A 23,765-nucleotide genomic window follows, 5' to 3' on the forward strand; every position below is an offset into this window, starting at 1 on the left:
GCAGCCGGTTACAGCGGGATGTTCTTGTGGCGGCCGCGCCGGGCCGGTGCCTCGGCGAGCGCCTGCGTGAGCACGCTGCGGGTGTGCGCCGGGTCGATCTTGTCGTCGACCACGCCGATCTCGATCGCCGAATCGACGCCCCCGGCGATCCGCTCGTGCTCGGCGGCCAACTCTTCGTGCAGCGCGTCGCGCTCGTGGTCGGCGGCGGCGGCCAGCTTCTTCTTGTGCAGGATGCCGACGGCGGCCTTGGCGCCCATCACGGCGACCTCGGCCTCCGGCCACGCGTAGACCTTGGTGGCGTTCAGCGAGCGCGAGTTCATCGCGATGTAGGCGCCGCCGTAGATCTTGCGGGTCACCAGCGTGACGCGGGGGACGGTGGCCTCACCGAACGCGTGCAGCAGCTTGGCCCCGCGGCGCACCACGCCGCCCCACTCCTGGTCGACGCCGGGCAGATAACCGGGCACGTCCACGATGACCACCAGGGGGATGCCGAACGCGTTGCACAGACGCACGAAACGTGCTGCCTTCTCGGCACTTTCGGAGTTCAGGCAGCCGCCCAGGCGCAGCGGGTTGTTGGCCAGCACGCCGACGGTGCGCCCGGCCAGCCGACCCAGCCCGATCACCATCGACGGGGCCCACTTGGACTGGAACTCCTCGAACGGGGAATCCGAATCGAGCAGCGCCTCGACCAGCGGGTGCACGTCGTAGGCCCGGCGGGCCGACTCGGGCAGCAGCGCCTTGAGGTCGACCTCGCCGGCCTCGGCCTTGCTGCGGTCGAAATGGCCCTGCTGGCAGAAGTAGCCGACCAGGCGGCGGCCGCGCGCGTACGCGTCGAGCTCGTCGTCGGCGACGATGTGGCACACGCCGGACTTCTTGTGGTGGGTGTCGGGGCCGCCGAGGGAGGCCATGTCGACGTCCTCGCCGGTCACGCTGCGGACCACGTCGGGCCCGGTGACGAACACGCGGCTCTCCGGGGCCATGACGATCACGTCGGTCAACGCGGGACCGTAGGCGGCGCCGCCGGCGGCGAAGCCGACGACCACCGAGATCTGCGGGATGTAGCCGGAGGCCCGGATCATCGCCTCGAACACGAGCCCGACGGCGTGCAGGGCCTTGACGCCCTCCGCGAGCCGGGCGCCACCGGAGTGCCAGATACCGACGATCGGGCTCTGCTCCTCGATGGCGGTGTCATAGGCGTTCACGATGTGCTGGCAGCCCTCGACACCCATCGCGCCGCCCATCACGGTGCCGTCGGTGCAGAACGCGACGGTCCGCACGCCGTTGACGGTGCCGGCGCCGGCCAGCACGCCGGAGCGGTCGCGGTCGTGCAGCAGCTCCACGGTGCCGTCGTCGAAGAAGGTGGACAGGCGCAGCAGCGGGTCGCGGGGATCCAGCGATTCGTTCACCGTGTCAGGGGCCATCGTTGTCATTCCTGCTCTCCTACGTTATGTGCGTATCTCAGTACTTGCCGAAGGCGAGTGCGACGTTGTGCCCGCCGAATCCGAACGAGTTGTTCACCGCGTACCGGTAGTCGCCGGTCCGCGGGGCCCCCGAAACCACGTCCAGGTCGATCTCGGGATCGAGATTCTCCAGGTTCAGTGTGGGCGGAACGACGCCGTCGCGCAGCGCCTGCACGGTGAGAATGGACTCCACCGCGCCGACGGCGCCCACGGAATGGCCCAGGGCGGCCTTCGGTGCGTACACCGCGGGGCGGTGCCCGCCCATCGCGTTGTTGATGGCCTTGCCCTCGGCGACGTCACCGACGCTGGTGCCGGTCGCGTGGGCATTGATGTGGTCGATGTCGGTCGGAGCCAGGCCGGCGAGCTGGACGGCGCGCGCGATCGCGTGACCGGCGCGCTCGCCGCTGGGGTCCGGCGCCACCATGTGGAAGCCGTCGGAGGTCACCGAGGCGCCCATGATGCGCGCCAGGACGTTCGCGCCGCGGGCCTTGGCGTGCTCCTCGGTCTCGATGACCAGCAGGGCGCCGGCCTCGCCGAAGACGAAGCCGTTGCGGTCCCGGTCGAACGGACGGCAGGCGCCGGCCGGGTTGTCGTTGGTGTTGGACAGCACGATGCGCATCTGGGCGAAACCGGCGATCGGCACCGCCTCGATGCGGGTCTCGACACCACCGCACACCGCGATGTCCGCCTCGCCGTAGACGATGTTGCGCCAGGCGTTGGCGATCGCCTCCGATCCGGACGCGCACGCCGAGATCGCGGTGCACACACCGGCTTTGGCACCGCGCTCGAGCCCGACGACGGCCGCGGCCCCGTTGGGCATGAACATCTGGACCACCAGGGGCGAGACCGCTTTGAGGCCGCGTTCCCGCATGCCGTCGTAGGCGAAGACGAGCTCCTCGGAGGAACCCATGCCGGTGCCGATGGACACCATCAGCCGACGGGTGTCGACCTCGGGGGAGCCGGCGCTCTCCCAGACGCGCCGACCCAACACCGTGGCCATCTTCTGCAGATAGGACATCCGCCGGTTCTCGACCTTGTTGAGCTGGCTGTCGAATTCCTCGAGCAGATGCCCGCCGATGCGCACCGGGAGGTCGTACTGCTCGACGAACGGGTCGTCGAGCAGTCGGATGCCGGATTGTCCGTCGAGCAGATTCTTCCAGGTGTTGTCGGCGTCGGTCGCCAACGCGGTCGTCATGGCGATGCCAGTGACGACCACGTTGGGCAGACCGTTACCTGTAGTCAGCAGAGCCATCGGTGCGGCCGGATCCTTCCCCCCCGAATCAGTACTTTCCGAATGCGAGTGCGACGTTGTGGCCGCCGAACCCGAATGAGTTGTTGATCGCGTAGTTGTACTCGCCGTAACGCGGTTCTCCCGCGACCACGTCGAGCTCGATCTCCGGATCGGGCGTCTCGTAGTTGAGTGTCGGCGGGATGACGCCGTCACGCAGGGCGAGGACGGTGAGCACCGACTCCAGTGCTCCGACCGCGCCGATCGAGTGCCCCAGCGCCGACTTCGGAGCGTAGACCGCCGCCTTGTCGCAACCGGCGACCCGGATCGCGTTGGCCTCGGCGGTGTCACCGATCGGCGTGGCGGTGCCGTGGGCGTTGACGTGGTCGATGTCCGCGGCGGTCAGGCCCGCCGTCTCCATCGCCCGCTTCATCGCCTGACCGGCCCGCAGACCGTCGGGTGCCGGCGCCACCATGTGGTAGGCGTCCGACGTGATACCCGCACCCATCAACCGGGCCAGCGGCGTGGCGCCGCGGGCCTTGGCATGCTCCTCGGTCTCGATGATCATCAGGGCGCCGGCCTCACCGAACACGAAGCCGTCACGGTCCTTGTCGAACGGACGCGAGGCACCGGCCGGGTCGTCGTTGCGGGTCGACATCGCGCGCATCATCGAGAACGCCGCGATCGGCAGCGCCTCGATCATGCCCTCGACACCACCGCAGACCACGAAGTCGGCGTCACCCATGACGATCTGCCGCCATGCGTGGGCGATGGCCTCCGACCCGGACGAGCACGCCGACACCGGGGTGATGACCCCGGCGCGGGCGCCCAGTTCCAGGCCGGCGACCGCAGCCGCACCGTTCGGCATGATCATCTGAACGGCGAGCGGGGACACCTTGCGGGGCCCGCCCTCGTTCATCGCGTCATAGGTCTCGACGATCTTCTCGCCACCGCCGAGGCCCGTGCCGATGACCACCGCGAACCGGTCCGGGTCGACCTCGGGCTTGCCCGCGGTCTCCCAGAGCCGGCCCGACAGCACCTTCGACATGCGCTGCACGTACGACATGCGGCGCAGCTCGACCCGGGTCAGTTGCTCCTCGATGTTCTCCACCAGGTGACCGCCGATGCGGACCGGCAGGTCCCATTTGGTGATGTAGTCATCGGTCAGCTCGCGGATGCCGCTCTCGCCGGCCAGCAGGCCCTTCCACGTGCTCTCGGCGTCAGCGGCCAGAGCCGTGGTGGCCTCGACCGCCGTCACGACGACGGACGGGAACCCGCCGTTGGCAGTGGAAGGCCTGGTCACTGGCCGAACTTCTCGCGCAGCGCGGCGGCGGCCTCGGGGTTCTCTTCCTCGAGCTTCTGGATGTAGGTGACAACGTCACCGACGGTGCGCAGGCCGGCGAGGTCCTCGTCGGGGATCTTCACGCCGTACTTGTCCTCGGTCTGCACCGCGATCTCGACCATCGACAGCGAGTCGATGTCCAGGTCGTCGACGAAGGACTTCTCCATCGTGACCTCGGACGGCTCGATACCGGTGACCTCTTCGATGATCTCGGCGATGCCGGCGATGATGCGATCCTGCTCTGGCGTGTTGGCCACAGTGGGCTCCTTCTATTTCTTCTCTTTGACCACAGCTGACGGTTGTGAGCTGCTTGTTGGGTACAGCAGGACTAGAGCTCGGCGAGCCCGTCCAGATCGGTGGGGGTCTTGATGGCATGCGTCGGGGTGCCCTTGAGCTCGCGTTTGGCGATGCCGACCAGTGCGCCGGCCGGCGGGAACTCGACAACTGCGGAAACTTCTCGGTCGCGGATGGTGGCGTTGCACAGGTCCCAGCGCACCGGGCGGGTCATCTGGGCGACCAGCTTGGCCATCGCGTCGGCGGCCGAGGCGACGGGCTGACCGTCGGCATTACTCAGCAGCGTCACGCCGGCGGCGGGCTCGGCGGTGGCGACGTTCGCGGCGGCCGCCGCGTACCCGTCGCTGGCGGGCGCCATGAACTGGGTGTGGAAGGCACCGGCGGTGGCCAGTTGGCGCACGCGAGCCTTCTCCGGCGGATTCTCGGCCAGCTTGGCCAGTGCCTCGACGCGGCCCGCGGCGACGATCTGTCCCGCGGCGTTGCGGTTGGCGGGGACCAGGTCCAGATCCCGCAGGGCCGCCAGCACTTCCTGCTCGTCACCGCCGAGGACGGCCGACATCCCGGTCGGTTCGACGGCGCAGGCCTTGGCCATCTCCGCGCCGCGGGTGGCGGCCAGCGCGATGGCGTCGTCGGGGGAGATGACACCGGCGATGGCATAGGCGGCGATCTCACCCACCGAGTGCCCTGCCACGATGATCTTGGCGTTCGCGAGCAGGCCGCGGTTGCGTAGCTCGCGGTGGGCCAGCAGCGTCGCGGCGACCACCAGGGGCTGCGTGACGGCGGTGTCGGTGATCTCGTCGGCCTCGGCGGTGGTGCCCAGCCGGGCCAGGTCCAGTCCGCTGATCGACGACCAGGTCGCGAGCTGGTCGGCTGCGCCGGGGAGTGTCAGCCACTCGGCCAGCATTCCGGGCGTCTGCGAACCCTGGCCGGGTGCGCACAGCGCAATCTGGGGTGTCGTTGAAGGCACGTCTTTAAGAGAACACTGTGAACGGCGATTTACCCGGTGTGAGAGATTATGAACCTTCCCTTATGTTTTTGTAGATGTCCCACAAAACTGCACGGTGATGCGACGCCACCGATATGGATATGCAACATCTCACACACCGACGCGCGGCACGAATTCTCATCCAAGTCGGCCGACGCTCGTCGCAATCCGCAGCACGTACGCGTCCCGCGGCATCGTGGGATCGCGCCCGGTGAAGTCGGTGATGCGCTTGAGGCGGTACCGGACGGTATTTGGATGAACGAACAACTTCCGCGCGCACGCCTCGATGGCGCCGCCGGAATCCAGGTAGGCGTCCAACGTCTCCGTCAGTGCCGGTCCGGCGTCGGCCAGCGGCCGGATGACGTCGTTGTGCAGCGCCGCGACGGCCGACTGGTCGCCCATCAGGGCGCGTTCCGGCAGCAGTTCGCGGGCGGCCACCGGGCGCGGCGCACCGGGCCAGCCGGTGACGGCGTTCATCCCCGAGATCGCCTCTGCGGCACTGTGGTACGCCGCGGTCAGGGACGGGGCCGTCGGGCCGATCACCACCGGTCCGGCCGAGAACGCGCCCAGCAGATCCGGCAGGAACTTGTCGGTGGCCGCCAAGTGGCCGGACACGATGGCCACCAATTGGGTGCCGTGCACGTCGGTCAGCGCGGCCCGGCCGTGCCGTGCGGCGACGTCGCGGATGTCCTCACTGGCCAGTTCGGCCCGCTCGGCCGGCGGGGTCCCGACGATGACGGTGGCCGGCGCGGTGGTGTCCCAGTTCAGCGCGGCGGCCCGGGACAGCAGTTCGGGGCCGGTGTCACCGCGGACCACGGCGTCCACGACGCTCGACTCCATCCGGCTGTCCCAGGCGCCGCGGGCCTCGGCGGCGTCGGCGTAGGCCTTGGCCGCCGCGAACGCCAGGTTTCGGCTGTAGCGCAGGATGCCCACCGTCAGGATGGTGGCCTGCTCGTCGTTGCGGGCCAGCATCGGCACGACCTCTTCGAAGAACTCCATCGAGACCCGCACCATGTCGACGGTCTGGCGCAGGGCGATCCGGCGGGTGAGGTCCTGGGGCACCAGCGCGAACGCCTCGGCGGTGTAGCCGACGTTGCTCTCGGGATCCTGCAACCACTCGGCGAAGTTCACCACGGCGGTCTGGACCACCAGCTGCACGCTGGCCCGCTGGGACGCCTCGAGCTGGGCGAAGAACGGCAGCCGCTCGGCCATCGCCTGCACCGCGTCGGTGGCCAGCCGGCCGCTGTACTGCTTGACGCGGCGCCGCAACGAGTCGGGCACGTTCGCCAACAACGCCAACGGCGGACGCGGTGACGCGAACGGGTTGTCGACCATCCCTAAACGCTACGCGAGTTCTTTGGTGGAAATCCACATTCGACGAGGCGCCGAGAATTGGATTTCTGACGCCGCTTCCTGGGGAAACGTGTTCAGAACCCAATTCTCGGCGGGTGCGTCAGGCGCTGCCGGTGTCCTTGTAGGAGACGCCGGCGGCCAGCACGTCGTCGATCCGATACTGCTTGGCGGCCGCCACCGCCACCGACGGGTCGATCTCGCCGTCGCGGGCGAGTGCTTCGAGCACCGCGACCACCACCGACTCGGCATCCACGTTGAAATACCGCCGGGCCGCCGGGCGGGTGTCGGAGAAGCCGAACCCGTCGGCCCCCAGCGTGACGTAGGTGTTGGGCACCCACGGCCGGATCAGCTCGGGCACCGCCCGCATCCAGTCGCTGACCGCCACCGCCGGGCCGCTGGTGTTCTGCAGCGCCTTGGTGACGTACGCGACGGGCGCGTCCTCGCCGTGCCGCTCCGGATGGCGCAGCAGTTCCTTCTCCACGTTGACGCCGTCGCGGTTGAGTTCGCCCCAACTGGTCACCGACCACACGTCGGCGGCGACGTCCCAGTGCTCGGCCAGCAGGTCGGCAGCGCGCAGCGCCTCGGGCATCGCGACGCCCGAGGTCAGGATCTGCGCGACGCTGGAACGCTTCTCGGTGGCGGCCCGGTACCGGTAGATGCCGCGCAGCAGGCCCTCGGGGTCGAAGTGCTCCGGTTCGGCGGGCTGCGTGTACGGCTCGTTGTAGATCGTCATGTAGTAGTAGACGTTCTCCGGATTCTCCCCATACATCCGCCGCAGACCGTCCTCGATGATGTAGACGATCTCGTAGGCGAACGCCGGATCGTAGGCCACCACAGCGGGATTCGTGGACGCCAGCAGCAGCGAATGCCCGTCGGCGTGCTGCAGACCCTCGCCGGTCAGCGTGGTGCGCCCGGCCGTGGCGCCCAGGACGAAGCCGCGGGCCATCTGGTCGGCGGCGGCCCAGAATCCGTCGCCGGTGCGCTGGAACCCGAACATCGAATAGAAGATGTAGATCGGGATCATCGGCTCGTTGTGCGTCGAGTAGGACGTGCCGACGGCGGTGAACGACGCGGTGGAACCTGCTTCGTTGATGCCCTCGTGCAGGATCTGTCCGGCCTCGCTCTCCCGGTAGGCCAGCATCAACTCGGCGTCCACGGCCGTGTACAGCTGACCGTTGCGGTTGTAGATCTTCAGGCTCGGGAACCACGAGTCCATCCCGAAGGTGCGCGCCTCGTCGGGGATGATCGGCACCAGTCGGGGCCCGATGTTCTTGTCCCGCAACAGTTCCTTGAACGTGCGCACGGTCGCCATGGTGGTGGCGACCTCTTGGGCGCCGGACCCCTTCTTGAGCGCCTTGTAGGCGTCGCGGGCCGGCAGCGGCAACGGTTTGGTCTTGGTGCGCCGCTCGGGAAGGAAGCCGCCCAGGGCCCGCCGGCGGTCCAGCATGTAGCGGATCTCGGGGGCCTCCGGGCCCGGGTGGTAGTACGGCGGCAGGTAGGGATCCTCGTCGAGCTTGGCGTCGGGGATCGGCACACTGCAGACGTCGCGGAACGCCTTGAGGTCCTCGATGGTCAGCTTCTTCATCTGATGGGTCGCGTTGCGGCCCTCGAAGTGCTTTCCGACGTGGTAGCCCTTGATGGTGTGGGCCAGGATCACCGTGGGCTGGCCCTTGTGCTCGACGGCGGCCCGGAACGCGGCGTAGATCTTGCGGTAGTCGTGGCCGCCGCGGCGCAGGTTCCAGATGTCGGCGTCGGAGAAGTTCTCCACCAGCGCCTTGGTGCGCGGGTCGCGGGCGAAGAAGTTGTCCCGGATGTAGCCGCCGTCGTTGGCCCGATAGGTCTGGAAGTCGCCGTCGGGCGTGGTGTTCATCAGGTTCACCAACGCGCCGTCGCGGTCGGCGTGGAACAGCGCATCCCAGCCGCGGCCCCAGATGACCTTGATGACGTTCCAGCCGGCGCCGCGGAAGAACGACTCGAGTTCCTGGATGATCTTGCCGTTGCCGCGCACCGGGCCGTCGAGGCGCTGCAGGTTGCAGTTGATCACGAAGGTCAGGTTGTCCAGCCCTTCGAGCGCGGCCATGTGCGCCAGGCCGCGGCTCTCCGGCTCGTCGCACTCGCCGTCGCCGAGGAACGCCCAGACGTGCTGGTCGGAGGTGTCCTTGATGCCGCGGTCGTGCAGATAGTGGTTGAACCGCGCCTGGTAGATGGCGTTCATCGGGCCCAGGCCCATCGACACCGTGGGGAATTCCCAGAAGTCGGGCATCAACCGCGGGTGCGGATAGGACGGGATGCCGCCGCCGGGATGGCTGTGCTCCTGGCGGAAGCCATCGAGCTTGTCGGCGGTGAGCCGGCCCTCCAGGAAGGCGCGCGCGTAGATGCCGGGGGAGGCGTGGCCCTGGATGAAGATCTGGTCGCCGCCGCCGGGATGCTGCTTGCCGCGGAAGAAGTGGTTGAAGCCGACCTCGTAGAGCGACGCCGACGAGGCGTAGGTGGAGATGTGGCCGCCGACGCCGACGCCGGGGCGTTGCGCGCGGTGCACCATGATGGCGGCGTTCCAGCGCATCCAGCGGCGGTAGCGCCGCTCGACCTCTTCGTCGCCGGGGAACCATGGTTCCAGCTCGGTGGGAATGGTGTTGACGTAGTCGGTGGAGGTGAGTGCGGGGATGGCGACGCGTTGTTCGCCGGCCCGCTCGAGCAGTCGCAGCATCAGGTAGCGGGCCCGGCCCGGCCCGGACCGGGCCAGCAGATCGTCGAAACTCTCGAGCCATTCCCCGGTCTCGTCGGGGTCGATGTCGGGCAGATAGGACGCGACACCCTCGCGGATCACCCGTACGCGATCCGGTTCGGCTGTGGTGCCGGAGTTTTGAGCCAGGTCTTGGCGCACGAACTCGGTGGTCAACTTCGCTCCTCTTGGGATGTGGTGTCCCTCCATCTAACGCCACTCCGGCGTCCCGTGGCGGTCGGACTGCGGTGCCGGGTTCGCCGGGTTCGGCGAGCGGTGTGGTTCCGCGAGCAAGAGACCCGGCGGGGTCGATTTCGCCGGGTTCGGCGAGCGGTGTGGTTCCGCGAGCAAGAGACCCGGCGGAGTCGGTTGAGATGTTCGGGGACTGGCCGAACCGGTAACGTCTGCGCCTGTGCTGAGCGGACGACCGTACCGGCGTGGGGCCCTGATGCTGGGTGGCGCGGCGGTCATCGTCATGGGTTCGGTGGTCGCCTGCACCACGGTCACCGGGGGCAGCGGCCGCGTGGACGGTGCCGAGGCGCCCGCCTACCGGTCCTCGGTCGCGGTGTCGGTCTCCGAATCGGCGGCCACCTCGAGCATGAAGGAGTCCGAGCGGCAGGCCACGCTGACCACCGAGGCGATCCACACCGCCTGCGAGACGCTGAGCACCACCAGCGCCGACGCGGTGGACACCGTCAACGTCTATGTCGACGCCGTCAACGGCCAGGGTGATCCCGTGGCCGCCGAGGGACCGGCCGCCGATGCCCTGCACCATAGCGCCGACAGCGTGCTCGCCGACTTGAATGACACTGTGCCGCAAGCGATTCACGATGCGCTGTCCGCCTGGATCGACGCCGCGCGCGCGACGGCCGACGCCGTCACCGGGCGGGTTCCGCCGGGTCAGTTCAACGATGCCGTCGACAAGCTGAACGACGCGCGCTCACATGCATTGGATCTGTGCGACGCCACGTACTGACTTGTGCGACCATTAGCTCGATCGGCAGTGCTCAACAGGCGTCAAGGAGGTCAACGGTGGTCGCGGCGGACGGCGCCTCGAACTACGCCCAGAGGTTGGGCATCGAACAGGGTCAGGTAGTGCAGGAGTTGGGGTGGGATACCGACACCGATGACGACATCCGCGCCGACATCGAGGACGCGTGCGGTGGCGAGCTGCTCGACGAGGACGCCGATGAGGTGATCGACGTGGTGCTGCTGTGGTGGCGCGACGACGACGGCGACCTGGTCGATGCGCTGATGGACGCCATCACCCCGTTGGCCGATGACGGCGTCATCTGGGTGCTGACCCCCAAGACCGGCAAGCCCGGCCATGTGCAGCCGGCCGAGATAGCCGAGTCGGCGCCCACCGCCGGCCTGATGCAGACCTCGTCGGCCAATCTGGGCAGCTGGGGTGCCAGCCGGTTGGTGCAGCCGAAGTCGAAGGCGGCAGGACGGCATTGAGCCTGGACGTTGGTTCCCAGGCCCCGGACTTCACGCTCAAGGACCAGAACAATCAGCCCGTCACGCTCTCGGGTTTCCGGGGTGCCCGCAACGTGCTGCTGGTGTTCTTCCCGCTGGCGTTCACCGGGATCTGTCAGGGCGAACTCGACTACGTGCGCGACCATCTGCCCGAGTTCGACAATGACCACACGGCGGTGCTGGCCATCTCGGTCGGGCCGCCGCCCACCCACAAGATCTGGGCGACCCAGAGCGGCTTCCTGTTCCCGGTGCTGTCGGACTTCTGGCCGCACGGCGCGGTGGCCCAGGACTACGGGGTGTTCAACGCCGATTCCGGGATCGCCAATCGCGGCACGTTCCTGGTCGATCGTGACGGTGTCATCCGGTTCGCCGAGTGCAAGCAGCCCGGCGAGGCCCGGGATCAGTCGGTGTGGCTCGCAGCCCTGGCGTCGGTCTGAGATTTCTTGGCGAGCGTGCAGGGGTGTGCATTTCCGGGCCCGTCGTTTGGCTATGGGTGCACCTTCGACGACTGCGGCGTCGGCGGCTTTTGAACGCGGGCGGCGCGAGCGGGTAACCTGCACCGGCACGGGCGTGTAGCTCAGTGGTAGAGCTCTGGTTTTACACACCAGCGGTCGAAGGTTCGAACCCTTTCGCGCCCACGGGTATAACCGCTGTTCAGAGCCATATTTAGGCTTGCTGGGCGCGCGCTATTTATGTCCCGTGTCCCCGGAATGTCCCCCGACGTGTCGCTACGAGGGTGTTGGCTGAGGCTCTGGGCGAGACGCAGAGCCGCTGACGTGCACGGATGAGACTTATCGGGACACCGTTCAACGGTGAGCGCTGGTTCGGCACACCAGTGTTCTGGGGTTTGAGACCCCTCGCTTCGGCGGTGTTTGCGCAGTTCACGGGTGGTCGCGGGCAGTTGGTCTAGGTCATAGGTGTCCCGAGAATGTCCCATAGCGGTTTACGCATACTTCCTGCGCTGCCGTATCGGACCATTGGAGGCGTTTGCTGAACAAGGGTTCGCCGTGTCGCCTGCCATAAGGATGGGACCAGTGTGACCTGATTTTTGCCAGGGTGATGGGACCGCCTGGATTGCCAGTTATGGGACCACCGGCGCGTCGCGTCGGTGGTCTTTTGATTTGTTCGTTCGATCGCCGTGACAGCTATTCGATCGCCGAACTCGCGGTGGCCCACCAACATCATCTGGGTCTGCTGCACGATCAGGTGACAGTTTCGGTCACGCGGCCTGACTGGCCGGTGTGGTCATGATGGCTTCGAATTCGACGGGCGTCAACCGGCCGAGACCGGCTTGGCGCCGGCGGCGGTGGTAGGTGCGTTCGATCCAGGTGACGATCGCAATGCGGAGCTGCTCTCGGGTGTCCCAGCGGCGGCGATCCAGGACGTTCTTCTGCAGCAGGGAAAAGAAGCTCTCCATGGCGGCGTTGTCGCCCGCCGCGCCGACGCGGCCCATCGACCCGACCATCTCGTAGCGGCCCAGTGCGTGCACGAATTTCCTTGACCTGAACTGAGATCCGCGATCTGAATGCAGTATGCACCCGGCGACCTCACCACGACGGGCCACCGCACTGGCCAACGCTGTGGTGGCCAGCCGGGACTTCATCCGGGCGTCGATGCTGTAGCCGACGATGCGATTGGAGAACACGTCCTTGATCGCACACAGGTACAGCTTTCCCTCACCGGTGTGATGCTCGGTGATATCGCTGAGCCACAACCGGTTTGGTGCATCAGCAGTGAAGTCCCGGCCGACCAGATCATCGTGCACCGGTGGACCGGTCTTCCCGTTCTTACCGCGCTTGCGCTTCCCGAACGCACTCCACCACCCGTTGTCCGAGCAGATCCGCCATGCCGTGCGCTGTGCCATCGGCTGACCGGCGTCGTCGGCTTCGTCGACCAGGAAGCGGTAGCCGAACTCCGGGTCGTCGCGGTGGGCGTCGAACAAGGCGTTGGCGCGGTAGGCCTCGACGAGTTCGGCGTCGGTGACCGGCTGGGCCAGCCAGCGGTAATACGGTTGGCGAGCGAGCTTGAGCACCCGGCACGTCACCGCGACGGGGATCCCGTCGGCGGCGAGCTCTTTCACGAGCGGGTAGAGCCTTTTCCCGGCAGATTGGCCTGCGACAGATACGCCGCGGCCCGCCGCAGGACCTCGTTCTCCTGCTCCAACAACCTGATCCGGCGCCGTGCATCCCGCAGCTCACCGGACTCACCGGTGGTCTTGCCGGGTTTGGCGCCCTCGTCGATGTTGGCCTGGCGCAGCCACTTGTGCAGCGTCATCGGGTGGACACCGAAGTCGGTGGCGATCTGCTCGATCGTCACCCCGTCTTCGCGGTTGCGGGCCACACGCACGACGTCGTCGCGGAACTCGCGGGGATAAGGCCTTGCCATGGGGACATCCTTCCAGCCCGCCCAACACGGGCAAGCCAACTCAGATGTCACCTATCCGTGCAGCAGACCCTCTCCCAGTCACCTGGCTCATCATCTACGACGGTGGCTACGGCATACTGCGCGAATACATGACTGCCGCGTTCGGCAAAGCAACCGCTACCGAACTATCCCGACCCGACTTCTGCGCGGTCGCCCAGGCCTTTTCGATACCTGCCTACCGCGCGACTCCCGACAATTTGAGCGAGGTGCTTCGCCGATCCTGGACTGCGAACGGACCGAACGTTGTCGTCCTGCAGGCTCGATTGTCAATGTTTGCGCCCACCTACGAAGTCACCGATCCGGCCCGAAACAAGCACTAACCAGAAGGACCTTGCCGATGGCTGATAATGGCGACATTCTGACACCGCGGCGGAGTCGATCGACGCGGGCTACCCGCTCGGCACGATAGCGTCCCGTGACTTGGTGGACTTCGGATCTGGCGTGGTTCATGCATCGTGATCAACGAGTCTTGTTGAAGCTAGGTGATTTGGTGTTGTTTGTCCAGTGCTGCGCTGGCGTGTTTGGCGGCGATGACGGCGCGTAGTTCATCCATGGAGACATCGGAGAGATAGCGGCGGGTGACCTGCCATTCGTCGTGGGATTCGATGACCACCGCAGTCGCCAGCCGCAGGAACGCTGCGGGGTTGGGGAAGATCTCCACGACATCGGCGCGGCGTTTGATCTCCTTGTTGAGCCGCTCGATGGGGTTGTTCGACCAGATCTTCTGCCAGTGCGCCTTGGGGAACGCGGTGAACGCCAGCACGTCGGTCTTGGCGTCGGCCATCATGGTCGCGACCTTCGGGAACGAGCTGGCGAGGGTGTCGGCGACGCGGTCCCACTGGCCGGCGACCTCGGCGGGGTCGGTGTGGGCGAAGATCGTCTTGACCGCCGCGGTCACCGCCGGGGCGTGCTTGGCCGAGACCGCGGTGTGCAGGTTGCGCATGAAATGCACCCGGCAGCGCTGCCACGAGGACCCGGTGAACTGTTGAGCCACCGCGGCTTTCAAGCCCGCGTGGGCATCGGAGATCACCAGATGCACCCCGGACAAACCCCGGGCCTTCAACGAGGCCAGGAACTCACGCCAGAACTCGAAGGACTCACTGTCCCCGACCGCGGTTCCCAGCACCTCGCGGGTGCCCTCGATCGACACCCCGGTGGCAACCACCAGGGCCTGGGACACGACGTGGGCCCCGACGCGGACCTTGCAGAACGTGGCGTCGCAGAACACGTACGGGAACGTCGTGTGGGAAAGGCTGCGGGTCCGGAACGCCTCGATCTCCTTGTCCAGGCCGGCGCAGATCCGCGAGACTTCGGATTTGGACACCCCCGTTTCGACGCCCATCGCGCCCACGAGGTCATCGACGCTTCGGGTGGACACCCCGTGCACGTAGGCCTCCATGATCGCCGCATGCAGCGCCTTGTCGATCCGGCGGCGCCGCTCCAACAGCGACGGGAAGAACGACCCGGCCCGCAGCTTGGGGATCTGCACCTCGACATCACCCGAGGTCGTCGACACGGTCTTGGGGCGATGCCCGTTGCGGTGGGTGCCGCGCCCGTCGGTGCGTTGGTAGCGGCCGGCGCCGATGGCCTCGGTGGCCTCGGCCTCGATCAGCGCCTGCAGCCCGGCGCGGATCAACTCGGCGAACACCGCCCCGGCATCGGCGGACTTGAGGGCATCGAGCTGGGCGAGCAGGGCAGAATGATCCTGGGTCATCGCGTGGTGTGTCTTCCTGTTGAGTCACTTGGTAGGTAACTCACTGACCACTACGCGATGGCCCACCCCAACACCGGCAACGACACACCCGGTCCCGTCGGCCCCAGCTCCCGAAACCCCACCACGCCAGGGGACTTACCCCTCGGCACCGTCGTCACGCGTCGCAGACCGCCGACCAGTACCGCGTTCAGAGCTACTTCTGCCCAACCGGTTGGCGCGACATGTCGCTCTCGGCGCACGTGTTGGTGGCGTCACGCAAGCCCCGGCCCATATCCGCGGGTCAGCCGGTGGACGGTTCGGTCGAGGATAGGCAGGATGTCGGTCACGGCGATCTCCCCGGTGGAATAGCGACCGAGGAGCCCGTAGATGACGCTGGAGATGATGTCGCTGAAGTCGGCGACGAATTCGTCGTCGACGCCGGCGAAGATCTCCCTGCCGGCCGGTTCGACTACGTCGAGGCCGAATCGAAAGAGCTTCTGCCCGTTCGGAGAAGAGCGCACCCGGTAGTAGGCCGCCAGCATTGCGGGATGGCTTTCCCAGGGCTCGAAGATGGTGCGAAAGAGGTGCATCAGCGCTTCGTAGAGCGACGCTTCGGGGGCCGCGGTGGGTAGATCCGCGTAGCGATGCTCCCGCGACCAATACTCGAGTGCGCCGAGGATCAGGTCGTCGCGGGTGGGATAGCGCTTGTAGATCGTGGCCAGTGACGTGCGCGCGCGGCGGGCGACCTCGCGGAGCTGGACGGCGTCGTAGCCCTCGGTTTCGAGGATGTCGACGACGACGTCGAGCAGTCGGTCGCTTTCGGAGTCCGCCGCCGCGGCTTCGCTCATCCCCTTGCCTTCCTGTGTGTAACGTCGTTACTCTAGCGGTATAACACGGTTACAGCACTACGAAGCGAGGAAACGGATGGGTTCTCTGGACGGCAGGGTCGCCTTCATTACCGGGGTGGCCCGGGGGCAGGGCCGCAGCCACGCGGTCAGGCTGGCGAGCGAGGGCGCGAACATCATCGGGGTCGACATCTGCGCGGACATCGCCGCCAACGGTTACCCGATGGCATCCCGTGACGAGCTCGACGAAACGGTGTCTCTGGTCGAGGCGGCGGGCGGCAAGATGCTCGGCAGCGTCGCGGATGTCCGGGATTTCTACGCGCTGACGTCCGCAGTGGATGCCGGGGTGGAGCAGTTCGGGCGACTCGACATCGTGTGCGCCAATGCGGGTATCGCACCGACAGCCTTCCGTGAGGTCAGCATCGAGGAAGACCTCGACATGTGGACCGCCGTCATCGATGTCAATCTGGTCGGGTCGTTCCACACCACCAAGGCCGCGATCCCGCACCTGATCGCCGGCGGTCGGGGTGGGGCGATCGTGTTCACCAGTTCGACTGCCGGGCTCAAAGGGTTCGGCGGAATGCAGGGCGGCGGTCTGGGCTACGCGGCGTCCAAGCACGGGATTGTCGGGCTGATGCGCACTTTGGCTAATGCCCTTGCGCCCCATAGCATCCGGGTCAACACCGTGCACCCGACCGCGGTCAACACCATGATGGCCACCAACCCACAGATGACCGCGTTCCTGGAGGCCTACCCCGACGGGGGGCCGCACCTGCAGAACCCGATGCCGGTGGGCATGCTGGAACCCGAGGACATCAGCGCCGCCATCGCCTACCTGGTGTCCGACGCCGCCAAATACGTCACCGGGGTGACGTTCCCCGTCGACGCCGGCTTCTGCAACAAGCTGTGAGCGGGCGCGTCGAGGGCAAGAAGGTTCTCATCACCGGGGCAGCCCGCGGCATGGGCCGCAGCCACGCCGTGCGGCTGGCGCAAGAGGGCGCCGACGTGATCCTGATCGACATCTGTGAATCGCTTCCCGCCGTCGAATATCCCTTGGCCACCACCGACGAGCTCGCCGAAACAGCACGCCTGGTCGAAGCGCAGGGCCGTCGCGCCGTCACCCATGTGGTCGATGTGCGGGACCTGGAGGCGCTGACGGCTGCGGTGGACGACGGTGTCGCCCAGCTGGGTGGCATCGATGCGTCGGTAGCCAACGCCGGGGTGCTGACCGGTGGCACCTGGGACACCACCACCGCCGAGCAGTGGCGCACCGTCGTCGACGTCAACCTGATCGGCGCCTGGAACACCTGCCGGGCCGCCATCCCGCACCTGATGGAGCGCGGCGGCAGCCTGGTCAACGTCAGTTCGGCGGCCGGCATCAAGGGTTCGCCACTGCACACCCCGTATACGGCGTCCAAGCACGGTGTGGTCGGGATGAGCAAGGCGCTGGCCAATGAGCTTGCCGCGGTGAACATCCGGGTGAACACCGTGCACCCGACGGGGGTGCCGACCGGCATGCAGCCGGCGACGCTGCACACCTTGCTGCATGACAAGCGGGCCGATCTCGGTCCGATCTTCCAGAACGCGCTGCCCATCGTGATGGCCGAGGCCGTCGATATCAGCAACGCGGTGCTGTTCCTGATCTCCGATGAGGCCCGGTATGTCACCGGGCTGGAGTTCAAGGTCGACGCCGGCGTGACGATCAGATGAAAAGAGCCTGATATGACCACTTTTGAGACCGAACGGCTGGACCGTGGACGCCGGGCCTATGCCGACATCATGACAGTGCCGGCGCCAGAGGACACCTCGCCGGCCACCGTGAACCTGCTGGACTTCGTGTTCGCCGAAGTGTGGCAGCGGCCCGGCCTGACCCGGCGGGAGCGCCGGTTTGTCACGCTACCTTGTGTGGCGGCCGCCGATGCCGATCAACCGCTGCGCGACCACGTGTACGCCGCACTCAACAGCGGCGACCTGTCGATCGTCGAAATGCAGGAAACCGTGCTGCATTTTGCCGTCTACGCGGGATGGCCGAAAGCGTCCTGGTTCAACATGGTCGTCGACGAACAGTGGGAGCGGGTCAACCGGGAACGTGGACTATCGGTGCCGAATGCCGTACCGCTGTTGCCGCTAACGACACCCAGTGACCCGGAGGCCCGCATCGCCGGCGGTGAACAGGCGTTCAAGGACGTCAACTGCCTGGAGTACGCGCCGACCCGGAACAACCCGTTCCACGGCGCCGGCATCCTGAATTTCGTGTTCGGCGAGATGTGGCAGCGGCCCGGCCTCGGCATGAAGGAACGGCGGCTGATCACCGTCGCCTGCGTTGCTTTCCAGGACGCCGCCTATCCGATCCTGAGCCACGTCTATGCCGCGCTGAAGAGTCGCGACGTGTCCTTCGACGAGATGGACGAACTGGCATTACATTTCGCCGCACACTACGGCTGGCCCAAAGGTTCACACCTCAACCAGGTGATCGCTGAGCAGAAGCAGCGCGTGACTCAGGAATGGGCCGACGAGGCGGCCTCGTGACGCAGACCGTCGGGCTGCTCATCGGTGACGACCGGGTCACCGCGACATCGGTACATGACCACGTCTACCCAGCGACCGGGGTCACGAACGCAGTGGTCGCGCTGGCCGGTGCCGCCGAGATCGACCGTGCGGTCACCGTCGCCGGGGAGGCGCAGCAGCAGTGGATGGCACTGTCGGTGGACCATCGCCGCGACGCACTGATCCATCTCGCCGACGTCGTGCACGAACATCTGGCCGAGCTGGCCGAACTCAACACCCGCGACTACGGGGTGCCGATCTCCTACGCCGGCAACGGAATTCTGCTGGAACAGTTCCTGCGCCACTTCGCCGGCTATGTCGACAAACCACATGGGACCAGCACTCCGGTCAGCGGCAGCGCTGACCTCAACCTCATCGAACGCGAACCGTACGGGGTGGTCGGCGTCATCGCCCCGTGGAACGGAGCCCTCGTCGTCGCCGCGTCGTGTGTGGCGCCGGCGCTGGCCGCGGGAAACGCCGTGGTGTTCAAACCGTCGGAACTGGCACCCCTGGCCGCACTGCGGTTCGGTGAACTGTGCTTGGACGCCGGCCTGCCGCCCGGGCTGGTGAATGTCGTGCCCGCCGCCGCCGAGGGGGGAGAGGCGCTGGTGCGTCATCCGGGGATCGGCAAGATCCACTTCACCGGCGGTGAGCACACCGCACGCACCGTCCTGCGGACGGCCGCCGAGAACCTCACCCCGGTGGTCACCGAACTCGGTGGCAAGTCGGCCAACATCGTCTTCGCCGACGCCGACCTCGACGCCGCCGCCGTACATTCCGCGCACCAGGGCCCGCTGATGCAGTCCGGGCAGAGCTGCGCGTGCGCCAGTCGCATCCTGGTGCACGACAGCGTCTATGACGGCTTCGCGCAGCGCTTCCTCGCCGTCATCGCCGCCGCACGTGTCGGTGACCCGCTGAACCCCGCCACCACCTTTGGGCCCGTCATCTCCAAGGCCGCGGCCGATCGTATCCTTGCCGCGGTCGACGGTGCCGTCGCAGACGGCGCCGGAGAACTCCTCACCGGCGGTCACCGGATCACCGAAGGCGGACTCGCACAAGGCTATTACCTGGAACCGACGGTCCTCGGCAACCTCGACAACGGTTCGGTATTGGCACAGAACGAAACATTCGGACCCGTCGTTTCCCTGATCCGGTTCAGCGATGACGCCGAGGCCGTGCGGATCGCCAACGACACCCGCTACGGCCTGAACGCCTTCGTGCACACCCGCGACCTCACCCGCGCTCACACCGTGGCGCGCCAACTACAGGCCGGGTCGATCTGGATTAACCAGGGCAGCCGCATATCTCCGCAGGGGCCTTACGGCGGTTACAAGCACAGCGGCGCCGGACGCACCGGCGGCCTGGAAGGGTTGCAGGAATTCCAGCAGGTCAAGAACATTCGGATTGGGCTGGCCTGAGCGCGGTAGTGACCATCTGGCACCGGCTGGCCGCACGGGAATTCCACCCCGAGCTGCGGCGGTATTCCCGCTACCTACCCCGTACGCTCGTCACGCCGCTGACGGTCACCGTCTTCCGCCGGCTTCCCCGCCGGGCGAAATGCCGGCCCGGAACCTCCGTGCACGTCTTGCCCTCGGGCATCGGTGTGCGCGTACACCGGCCACCGGAGCAGCGGCAGGATCGCGGCGGCGCGCTGCTGTGGATCCACGGCGGCGGTTACGTGCTCGGGAACGCGGCCATGGACGACACCCTGTGCCGCGGGATGGCAGCAGAACTGGACATCCCGGTTTGTGCCGTTGACTACCGGTTGGCCCCAGAACACCCGTATCCGGCGGCACTCGACGACTGCTACGAGGCGTTGTGCTGGCTAGCCGCGCAACCCGGCGTCGACGGCTCCCGACTCGCAGTCGCCGGTGCGAGCGCGGGTGGTGGTCTGGCCGCGGCCCTGGCGCTTTGGGTACGTGATCGAGGTGATTTCCCTGTGGCCGCCCAGGTGCTTATCTATCCCATGCTCGACGACCGCGGCGCGAGTGGGGAGGACCCTGAGGCCGGGTTGCGCAGGCTGTGGAACGCGGCGAGCAGCGCGCTGGGGTGGCGCGCTTATCTCGGCGGGTCGGACCCCGTGACGGCGGTGCCGGCCCGGTGCGGTGACTTGTCCGGCCTCGCGCCGACGTGGATCGGCGTCGGCAGCCTGGATGTGCTGCACGGCGAAGCCTGTGCCTACGCGGAGCGCCTACGCGAGGCCGGAGTCGAGTGTCACCTGGAAGTCGTCCCCGGCGGTTTTCACGGTTTCGACGCCGTCGCCCCGAAAACGCTTGTTGCCAAACAGTTCTTCGCCAGTCAGATCACAATGATCCGAAACCTTCTGGACATCGGCGGTCCGCCCGGCGATACCTAGTCCGGACCTCGGTGCTCGGACTAGACTCTCGGGCTCATGCGACGAAAGCCGAACCCGCAGCAGCGACGACGTGAGTTGTGCGACGCGGCGATCCGGTTGCTGGCCGAGGACGGCCTCAAAGGGGTCAGCCACCTCAAAGTCGATCGGAAAGCGAGCGTTCCCGACGGCAGCGCATCGTTCTATTTCCGGACCCGTTCGGCACTGTTGCATGCCGTCGCCGAACGCGTCGCCGACCTCGATCTGAAGGATCTGGCGGCCGCGACGGCCATACCCGAGGACTCGGGATCGAGCGCGTCGGGGCTGGCCACGCTGGTGGTGCGCTCGGGTACCGGGGTACGGCGCGTCCGGGCCAAAGCCCGCAATGAACTCGCCCTCGAGGCCGCCCGCGATCCGGTGCTCGCGGAGAAACTGCGCGACAACGACGACCGATTCTTCGGGCTGATCCGGGAGGCGGTCGTACGGCTGAGCCCTGACGGTGCTGATGCCGCCGCCGTGGACGAGCAGACCTACGCGGTGATGATGTTCATCAGTGGTGTGATGCTGACCCGGTCCAGCGGTGAAACCGTCACGCGCACAGCCGAAGATCTGGATGCGATCATCTCGGGCATCGTGGCCGGGGTCGGTGCGGTCGGACACCAACGGCGGTCCCGACCCGACCACCGCTGATCACCGCGCCCTTGCCATATCTCTCTACATAAGTAGAGTGTTAGGCACGTCACCTCCAGTACGTCGAGGTGCTCGCGGCCATAGGCGGCCAGGCGGAAGGAATGTCAGGGGATGACGACTGTGCAGAGCGAAACGGGAGTGCTGGCCGGCGACGAGCGGATGCTCATCGACGGCGAACTGCAGCACACCGCCAGCGGGGCCACCTTCGACGTGGTCCATCCGGCCAGCGAGCATCTAGCCGGTGTGGCTGCTGATGGGTCGGTGGCGGATATGGCGCGGGCGGTGGGTGCGGCGCGGCGTGCGTTTGATTCCACGGACTGGTCCAGGGATGTGGAGTTCCGGTTTCACTGTCTGATGCAGTTGCATGCGGCGTTGGAGCGTAATGCGGAGCGGTTGCGGCGGGTTCTGGTCACTGAGGTGGGGTGTCCGGTGACGGTCTCGGGTTCGCAGATCGAGTCGCCGATCCATGAGGTGAAGTATTGGGCGGAGTATGGCCGGGATTTCGCGTACACGGTGGATACGGGGTTGCATGACACGCCGTTGGGGCCGGCGCGTCGGTTGTCGCATTGTGAGCCGTTGGGGGTGGTGGGGGCGATCACGCCGTGGAATGTGCCGTTTTATCTGAATATCGCCGAGACGGTGCCGGCGTTGATGGCGGGGAACACGGTGGTGCTCAAGCCGGCGCAGTTGACGCCGTGGTCGGGCAGCGAGTTGGGGCGGATCGTGGCCGAGGAGACCGACATCCCGGCCGGGGTGTTCAACGTGGTGACCTCGAACGCCAACGAGGTGGGTGCGGCGCTGTCGGCGGATCCGCGGGTGGACATGATCACCTTCACCGGGTCGACAGCCACGGGCCGGGCGATCCTGGCGGCGGGTGCGCCGACGGTGAAGAAGACCCTGTTGGAGCTCGGTGGCAAGTCGGCGCACATCGTGCTCGACGATGCCGATTTCTCGACTTCGTTGCCGTTGGCGGCGATGATGGCGTGTGTGATGTCGGGGCAGTCGTGCATTCTGCCGTCGCGGATTCTGTTGCCGCGCAGTCGGTATGAGGAGGGTCTGGAGGTCCTGAAGGCGTCGATGGAGAATTTCCCGGTGGGTGATCCGTGGACGCCGGGGATCATGCAGGGCCCGCAGATCAGTGAGGCGCAGCGGCAGAAGGTGCTGGGGTTGATCAAGGCGGGCATCGACGACGGGGCCCGGCTGATCACCGGCGGCGGCGTCCCGGCGAACCTGCCCGTTGGGTATTACACGCAGGCCACCCTGCTGGCGGACGTGGATCCGGATTCGGTGGTCGCGCAGGAGGAGATTTTCGGGCCGGTGCTCACGGTGACGCCGTATGACTCCGACGATGAGGCGGTGGCGATCGCCAACAACACCATCTACGGGTTGTCCGGGGAGGTCTCGAGTGCCGACACCGACCGCGCGCTGGCGATCGCGCAGCGGATGCGGACGGGCAATGTCACCATAAACGGCAAGAGTCACTTCGGTATCGACAGCCCGTTCGGTGGCACCGGGCAGTCCGGGCTCGGTTACCGCAACGGCGACCTCGGCTACCGCGAATACCTGCACACCAAAACCATCGGCCTACCCGAATGAGCGAGATCGATCTTGCGGGTCGCCGGGTCCTGGTCACCGGCGGCGGTCAGGGCGTCGGCCGTGGTCTGGCGAACGCCTTCGCCGCCGCCGGAGCCGAAATCCTGGTCAACGATCTGCGTGCCGAACGCGCTCAAGCGGTGGTCGATGAGATCCGCGCCGGTGGTGCGGCGGCGCGAGCGGTTCCGTTCGACGTCACCGACTACGCCGCCGCCACCGCCGCGATCAGCGCGGCGGGTCCGGTCGATGTCCTGGTCAACAACGCCGGGAATGCGGGGGCCGAGGGGTTCGCGAACCGGGCGAAGTTCGCCGACACAGAGCCGGGCAACTGGGAGGCGTTCCTTCGGGTGAACCTGTACGGCGTCCTGCACTGCACCCGTGCGGTGCTGCCGGGGATGGTTGCCAACCAGTGGGGCCGCATTCTGACGATCGTGTCCGACGCCGGCCGTACGGGGGACCCCGGCGGTGCGGTCTACGGCGCGGCGAAGGCCGGAGCAGCCGGTCTGACCCGGTCGGTGGCGCTGGAGAACGGCCGCTACAACATCACCGCCAACAACATCTCCCTGGGCACCATGCGCACCCCGCTGACCGAGGCGCTGTGGGCCGAGCACGCCGATTCTCCGCAAGCCAAGGCCATCCTGGCGAACTACGCCATTCGCCGCCCGGGATCACCCGACGACGTCGCTCAGCTGGCGCTGACACTGGCCAGTGAGCACGGCGCCTGGATCACCGGGCAGACGATCTGTGTCAACGGCGGCTACTCGATGGCACTGTAAGGAAC

22 protein-coding genes and 1 tRNA gene are annotated in these 23,765 nt (G+C 67.1%); 13 read left to right on the plus strand and 10 right to left on the minus strand.

Annotated elements, in window-relative coordinates:
- Positions 1-8: 8 nt before the first annotated feature.
- From U0R18_RS20080 to aceE, 7 genes are all read right to left on the minus strand, one after another.
- Positions 9-1,430: an acyl-CoA carboxylase subunit beta gene (locus tag U0R18_RS20080; RefSeq protein WP_526371738.1), complete on the minus strand. Its 1,422-nt coding sequence runs from the start codon at positions 1,428-1,430 to the stop codon at positions 9-11.
- A gap of 28 nt (positions 1,431-1,458) precedes the next feature.
- Positions 1,459-2,712 carry a 3-oxoacyl-ACP synthase KasB gene (gene kasB / locus U0R18_RS20085; protein ID WP_526371740.1) on the minus strand — a complete coding sequence of 418 codons (1,254 nt, stop codon included), beginning with the start codon at positions 2,710-2,712 and terminating at the stop codon, positions 1,459-1,461.
- A gap of 28 nt (positions 2,713-2,740) precedes the next feature.
- A complete protein-coding gene (gene kasA / locus U0R18_RS20090; RefSeq protein ID WP_526371742.1) occupies positions 2,741-3,991 on the minus strand; it encodes a 3-oxoacyl-ACP synthase KasA in 1,251 nt (416 codons plus the stop codon).
- Complete coding sequence (gene acpM / locus U0R18_RS20095; protein WP_526371744.1) at positions 3,988-4,287, minus strand: meromycolate extension acyl carrier protein AcpM; 300 nt, start codon at positions 4,285-4,287, stop codon at positions 3,988-3,990. The genes kasA and acpM overlap by 4 nt, the downstream gene beginning before the upstream one ends.
- Before the next feature lie 71 nt (positions 4,288-4,358).
- Positions 4,359-5,270 (minus strand): ACP S-malonyltransferase, encoded by a 912-nt coding sequence (locus U0R18_RS20100; protein ID WP_526371841.1) that lies wholly within the window; start codon positions 5,268-5,270, stop codon positions 4,359-4,361.
- Positions 5,271-5,447: 177 nt separating this feature from the next.
- Complete coding sequence (locus U0R18_RS20105; RefSeq protein ID WP_526371746.1) at positions 5,448-6,644, minus strand: PucR family transcriptional regulator; 1,197 nt, start codon at positions 6,642-6,644, stop codon at positions 5,448-5,450.
- A 118-nt stretch (positions 6,645-6,762) separates the two neighbouring features.
- On the minus strand, positions 6,763-9,561 hold the full coding sequence (aceE, locus tag U0R18_RS20110; RefSeq protein WP_526371748.1) for a pyruvate dehydrogenase (acetyl-transferring), homodimeric type: 2,799 nt from the start codon (positions 9,559-9,561) through the stop codon (positions 6,763-6,765).
- 235 nt (positions 9,562-9,796) lie between these two features.
- Between aceE and U0R18_RS20115 the strand changes: the two genes are divergently transcribed.
- The 4 genes from U0R18_RS20115 to U0R18_RS20130 all read left to right on the plus strand — a co-directional run bounded on the left by U0R18_RS20115 (position 9,797) and on the right by U0R18_RS20130 (position 11,498).
- On the plus strand, positions 9,797-10,360 hold the full coding sequence (locus tag U0R18_RS20115) for an Rv2240c family protein (protein ID WP_526371750.1): 564 nt from the start codon (positions 9,797-9,799) through the stop codon (positions 10,358-10,360).
- 56 nt (positions 10,361-10,416) lie between these two features.
- The gene (locus U0R18_RS20120) at positions 10,417-10,842 is read left to right on the plus strand and encodes a DUF3052 family protein (RefSeq protein WP_526371752.1); all 426 of its coding nucleotides are present in this window, start codon (positions 10,417-10,419) and stop codon (positions 10,840-10,842) included.
- Between the two features lie 2 nt (positions 10,843-10,844).
- Positions 10,845-11,297, plus strand: coding sequence for a peroxiredoxin (locus U0R18_RS20125; protein WP_526371843.1), 453 nt, complete (start codon positions 10,845-10,847; stop codon positions 11,295-11,297).
- A 129-nt stretch (positions 11,298-11,426) separates the two neighbouring features.
- Positions 11,427-11,498: transfer RNA gene (locus tag U0R18_RS20130), tRNA-Val, on the plus strand.
- 581 nt (positions 11,499-12,079) lie between these two features.
- Here the strand turns inward: U0R18_RS20130 and U0R18_RS20135 are convergent.
- Positions 12,080-13,245 (minus strand): IS3 family transposase gene (locus U0R18_RS20135; protein ID WP_526371754.1). Its coding sequence is split into 2 segments (ribosomal slippage): positions 12,080-12,958 and positions 12,961-13,245, totalling 1,164 coding nucleotides; the frame shifts between segments, so codons are not numbered across the junction.
- 44 nt (positions 13,246-13,289) lie between these two features.
- On the opposite strand from U0R18_RS20135, the gene U0R18_RS20140 reads away from it, so the two are divergent.
- Positions 13,290-13,604, plus strand: coding sequence for a thiamine pyrophosphate-dependent enzyme (locus U0R18_RS20140; RefSeq protein WP_526371757.1), 315 nt, complete (start codon positions 13,290-13,292; stop codon positions 13,602-13,604).
- Between the two features lie 158 nt (positions 13,605-13,762).
- Here U0R18_RS20140 and U0R18_RS20145 read toward each other — a convergent pair whose 3' ends face one another.
- Both U0R18_RS20145 and U0R18_RS20150 read right to left on the minus strand, forming a co-directional pair.
- Positions 13,763-14,998: an IS256 family transposase gene (locus tag U0R18_RS20145; protein ID WP_526371759.1), complete on the minus strand. Its 1,236-nt coding sequence runs from the start codon at positions 14,996-14,998 to the stop codon at positions 13,763-13,765.
- Between the two features lie 251 nt (positions 14,999-15,249).
- Positions 15,250-15,825 carry a TetR/AcrR family transcriptional regulator gene (locus U0R18_RS20150; protein WP_526371761.1) on the minus strand — a complete coding sequence of 192 codons (576 nt, stop codon included), beginning with the start codon at positions 15,823-15,825 and terminating at the stop codon, positions 15,250-15,252.
- Between the two features lie 76 nt (positions 15,826-15,901).
- On the opposite strand from U0R18_RS20150, the gene U0R18_RS20155 reads away from it, so the two are divergent.
- From U0R18_RS20155 to U0R18_RS20190, 8 genes are all read left to right on the plus strand, one after another.
- Complete coding sequence (locus tag U0R18_RS20155; protein WP_526371763.1) at positions 15,902-16,732, plus strand: mycofactocin-coupled SDR family oxidoreductase; 831 nt, start codon at positions 15,902-15,904, stop codon at positions 16,730-16,732.
- Positions 16,729-17,532: a mycofactocin-coupled SDR family oxidoreductase gene (locus tag U0R18_RS20160; RefSeq protein ID WP_526371765.1), complete on the plus strand. Its 804-nt coding sequence runs from the start codon at positions 16,729-16,731 to the stop codon at positions 17,530-17,532. The genes U0R18_RS20155 and U0R18_RS20160 overlap by 4 nt, the downstream gene beginning before the upstream one ends.
- Positions 17,533-17,544: 12 nt before the next feature.
- A complete protein-coding gene (locus tag U0R18_RS20165) occupies positions 17,545-18,351 on the plus strand; it encodes a carboxymuconolactone decarboxylase family protein (protein WP_526371767.1) in 807 nt (268 codons plus the stop codon).
- Positions 18,327-19,787 (plus strand): aldehyde dehydrogenase family protein, encoded by a 1,461-nt coding sequence (locus U0R18_RS20170; RefSeq protein ID WP_526371769.1) that lies wholly within the window; start codon positions 18,327-18,329, stop codon positions 19,785-19,787. The genes U0R18_RS20165 and U0R18_RS20170 overlap by 25 nt, the downstream gene beginning before the upstream one ends.
- A gap of 8 nt (positions 19,788-19,795) precedes the next feature.
- The gene (locus tag U0R18_RS20175) at positions 19,796-20,725 is read left to right on the plus strand and encodes an alpha/beta hydrolase (protein ID WP_526371771.1); all 930 of its coding nucleotides are present in this window, start codon (positions 19,796-19,798) and stop codon (positions 20,723-20,725) included.
- A 36-nt stretch (positions 20,726-20,761) separates the two neighbouring features.
- Complete coding sequence (locus U0R18_RS20180; RefSeq protein WP_526371773.1) at positions 20,762-21,391, plus strand: TetR/AcrR family transcriptional regulator; 630 nt, start codon at positions 20,762-20,764, stop codon at positions 21,389-21,391.
- A 111-nt stretch (positions 21,392-21,502) separates the two neighbouring features.
- Positions 21,503-22,987 carry an aldehyde dehydrogenase family protein gene (locus tag U0R18_RS20185; RefSeq protein WP_526371775.1) on the plus strand — a complete coding sequence of 495 codons (1,485 nt, stop codon included), beginning with the start codon at positions 21,503-21,505 and terminating at the stop codon, positions 22,985-22,987.
- Positions 22,984-23,760, plus strand: coding sequence for an SDR family NAD(P)-dependent oxidoreductase (locus U0R18_RS20190; RefSeq protein WP_526371778.1), 777 nt, complete (start codon positions 22,984-22,986; stop codon positions 23,758-23,760). The genes U0R18_RS20185 and U0R18_RS20190 overlap by 4 nt, the downstream gene beginning before the upstream one ends.
- Positions 23,761-23,765: the final 5 nt, after the last annotated feature.

This window comes from Mycobacterium sp. (genome assembly GCF_046330795.1).
GTDB lineage: Bacteria > Actinomycetota > Actinomycetes > Mycobacteriales > Mycobacteriaceae > Mycobacterium.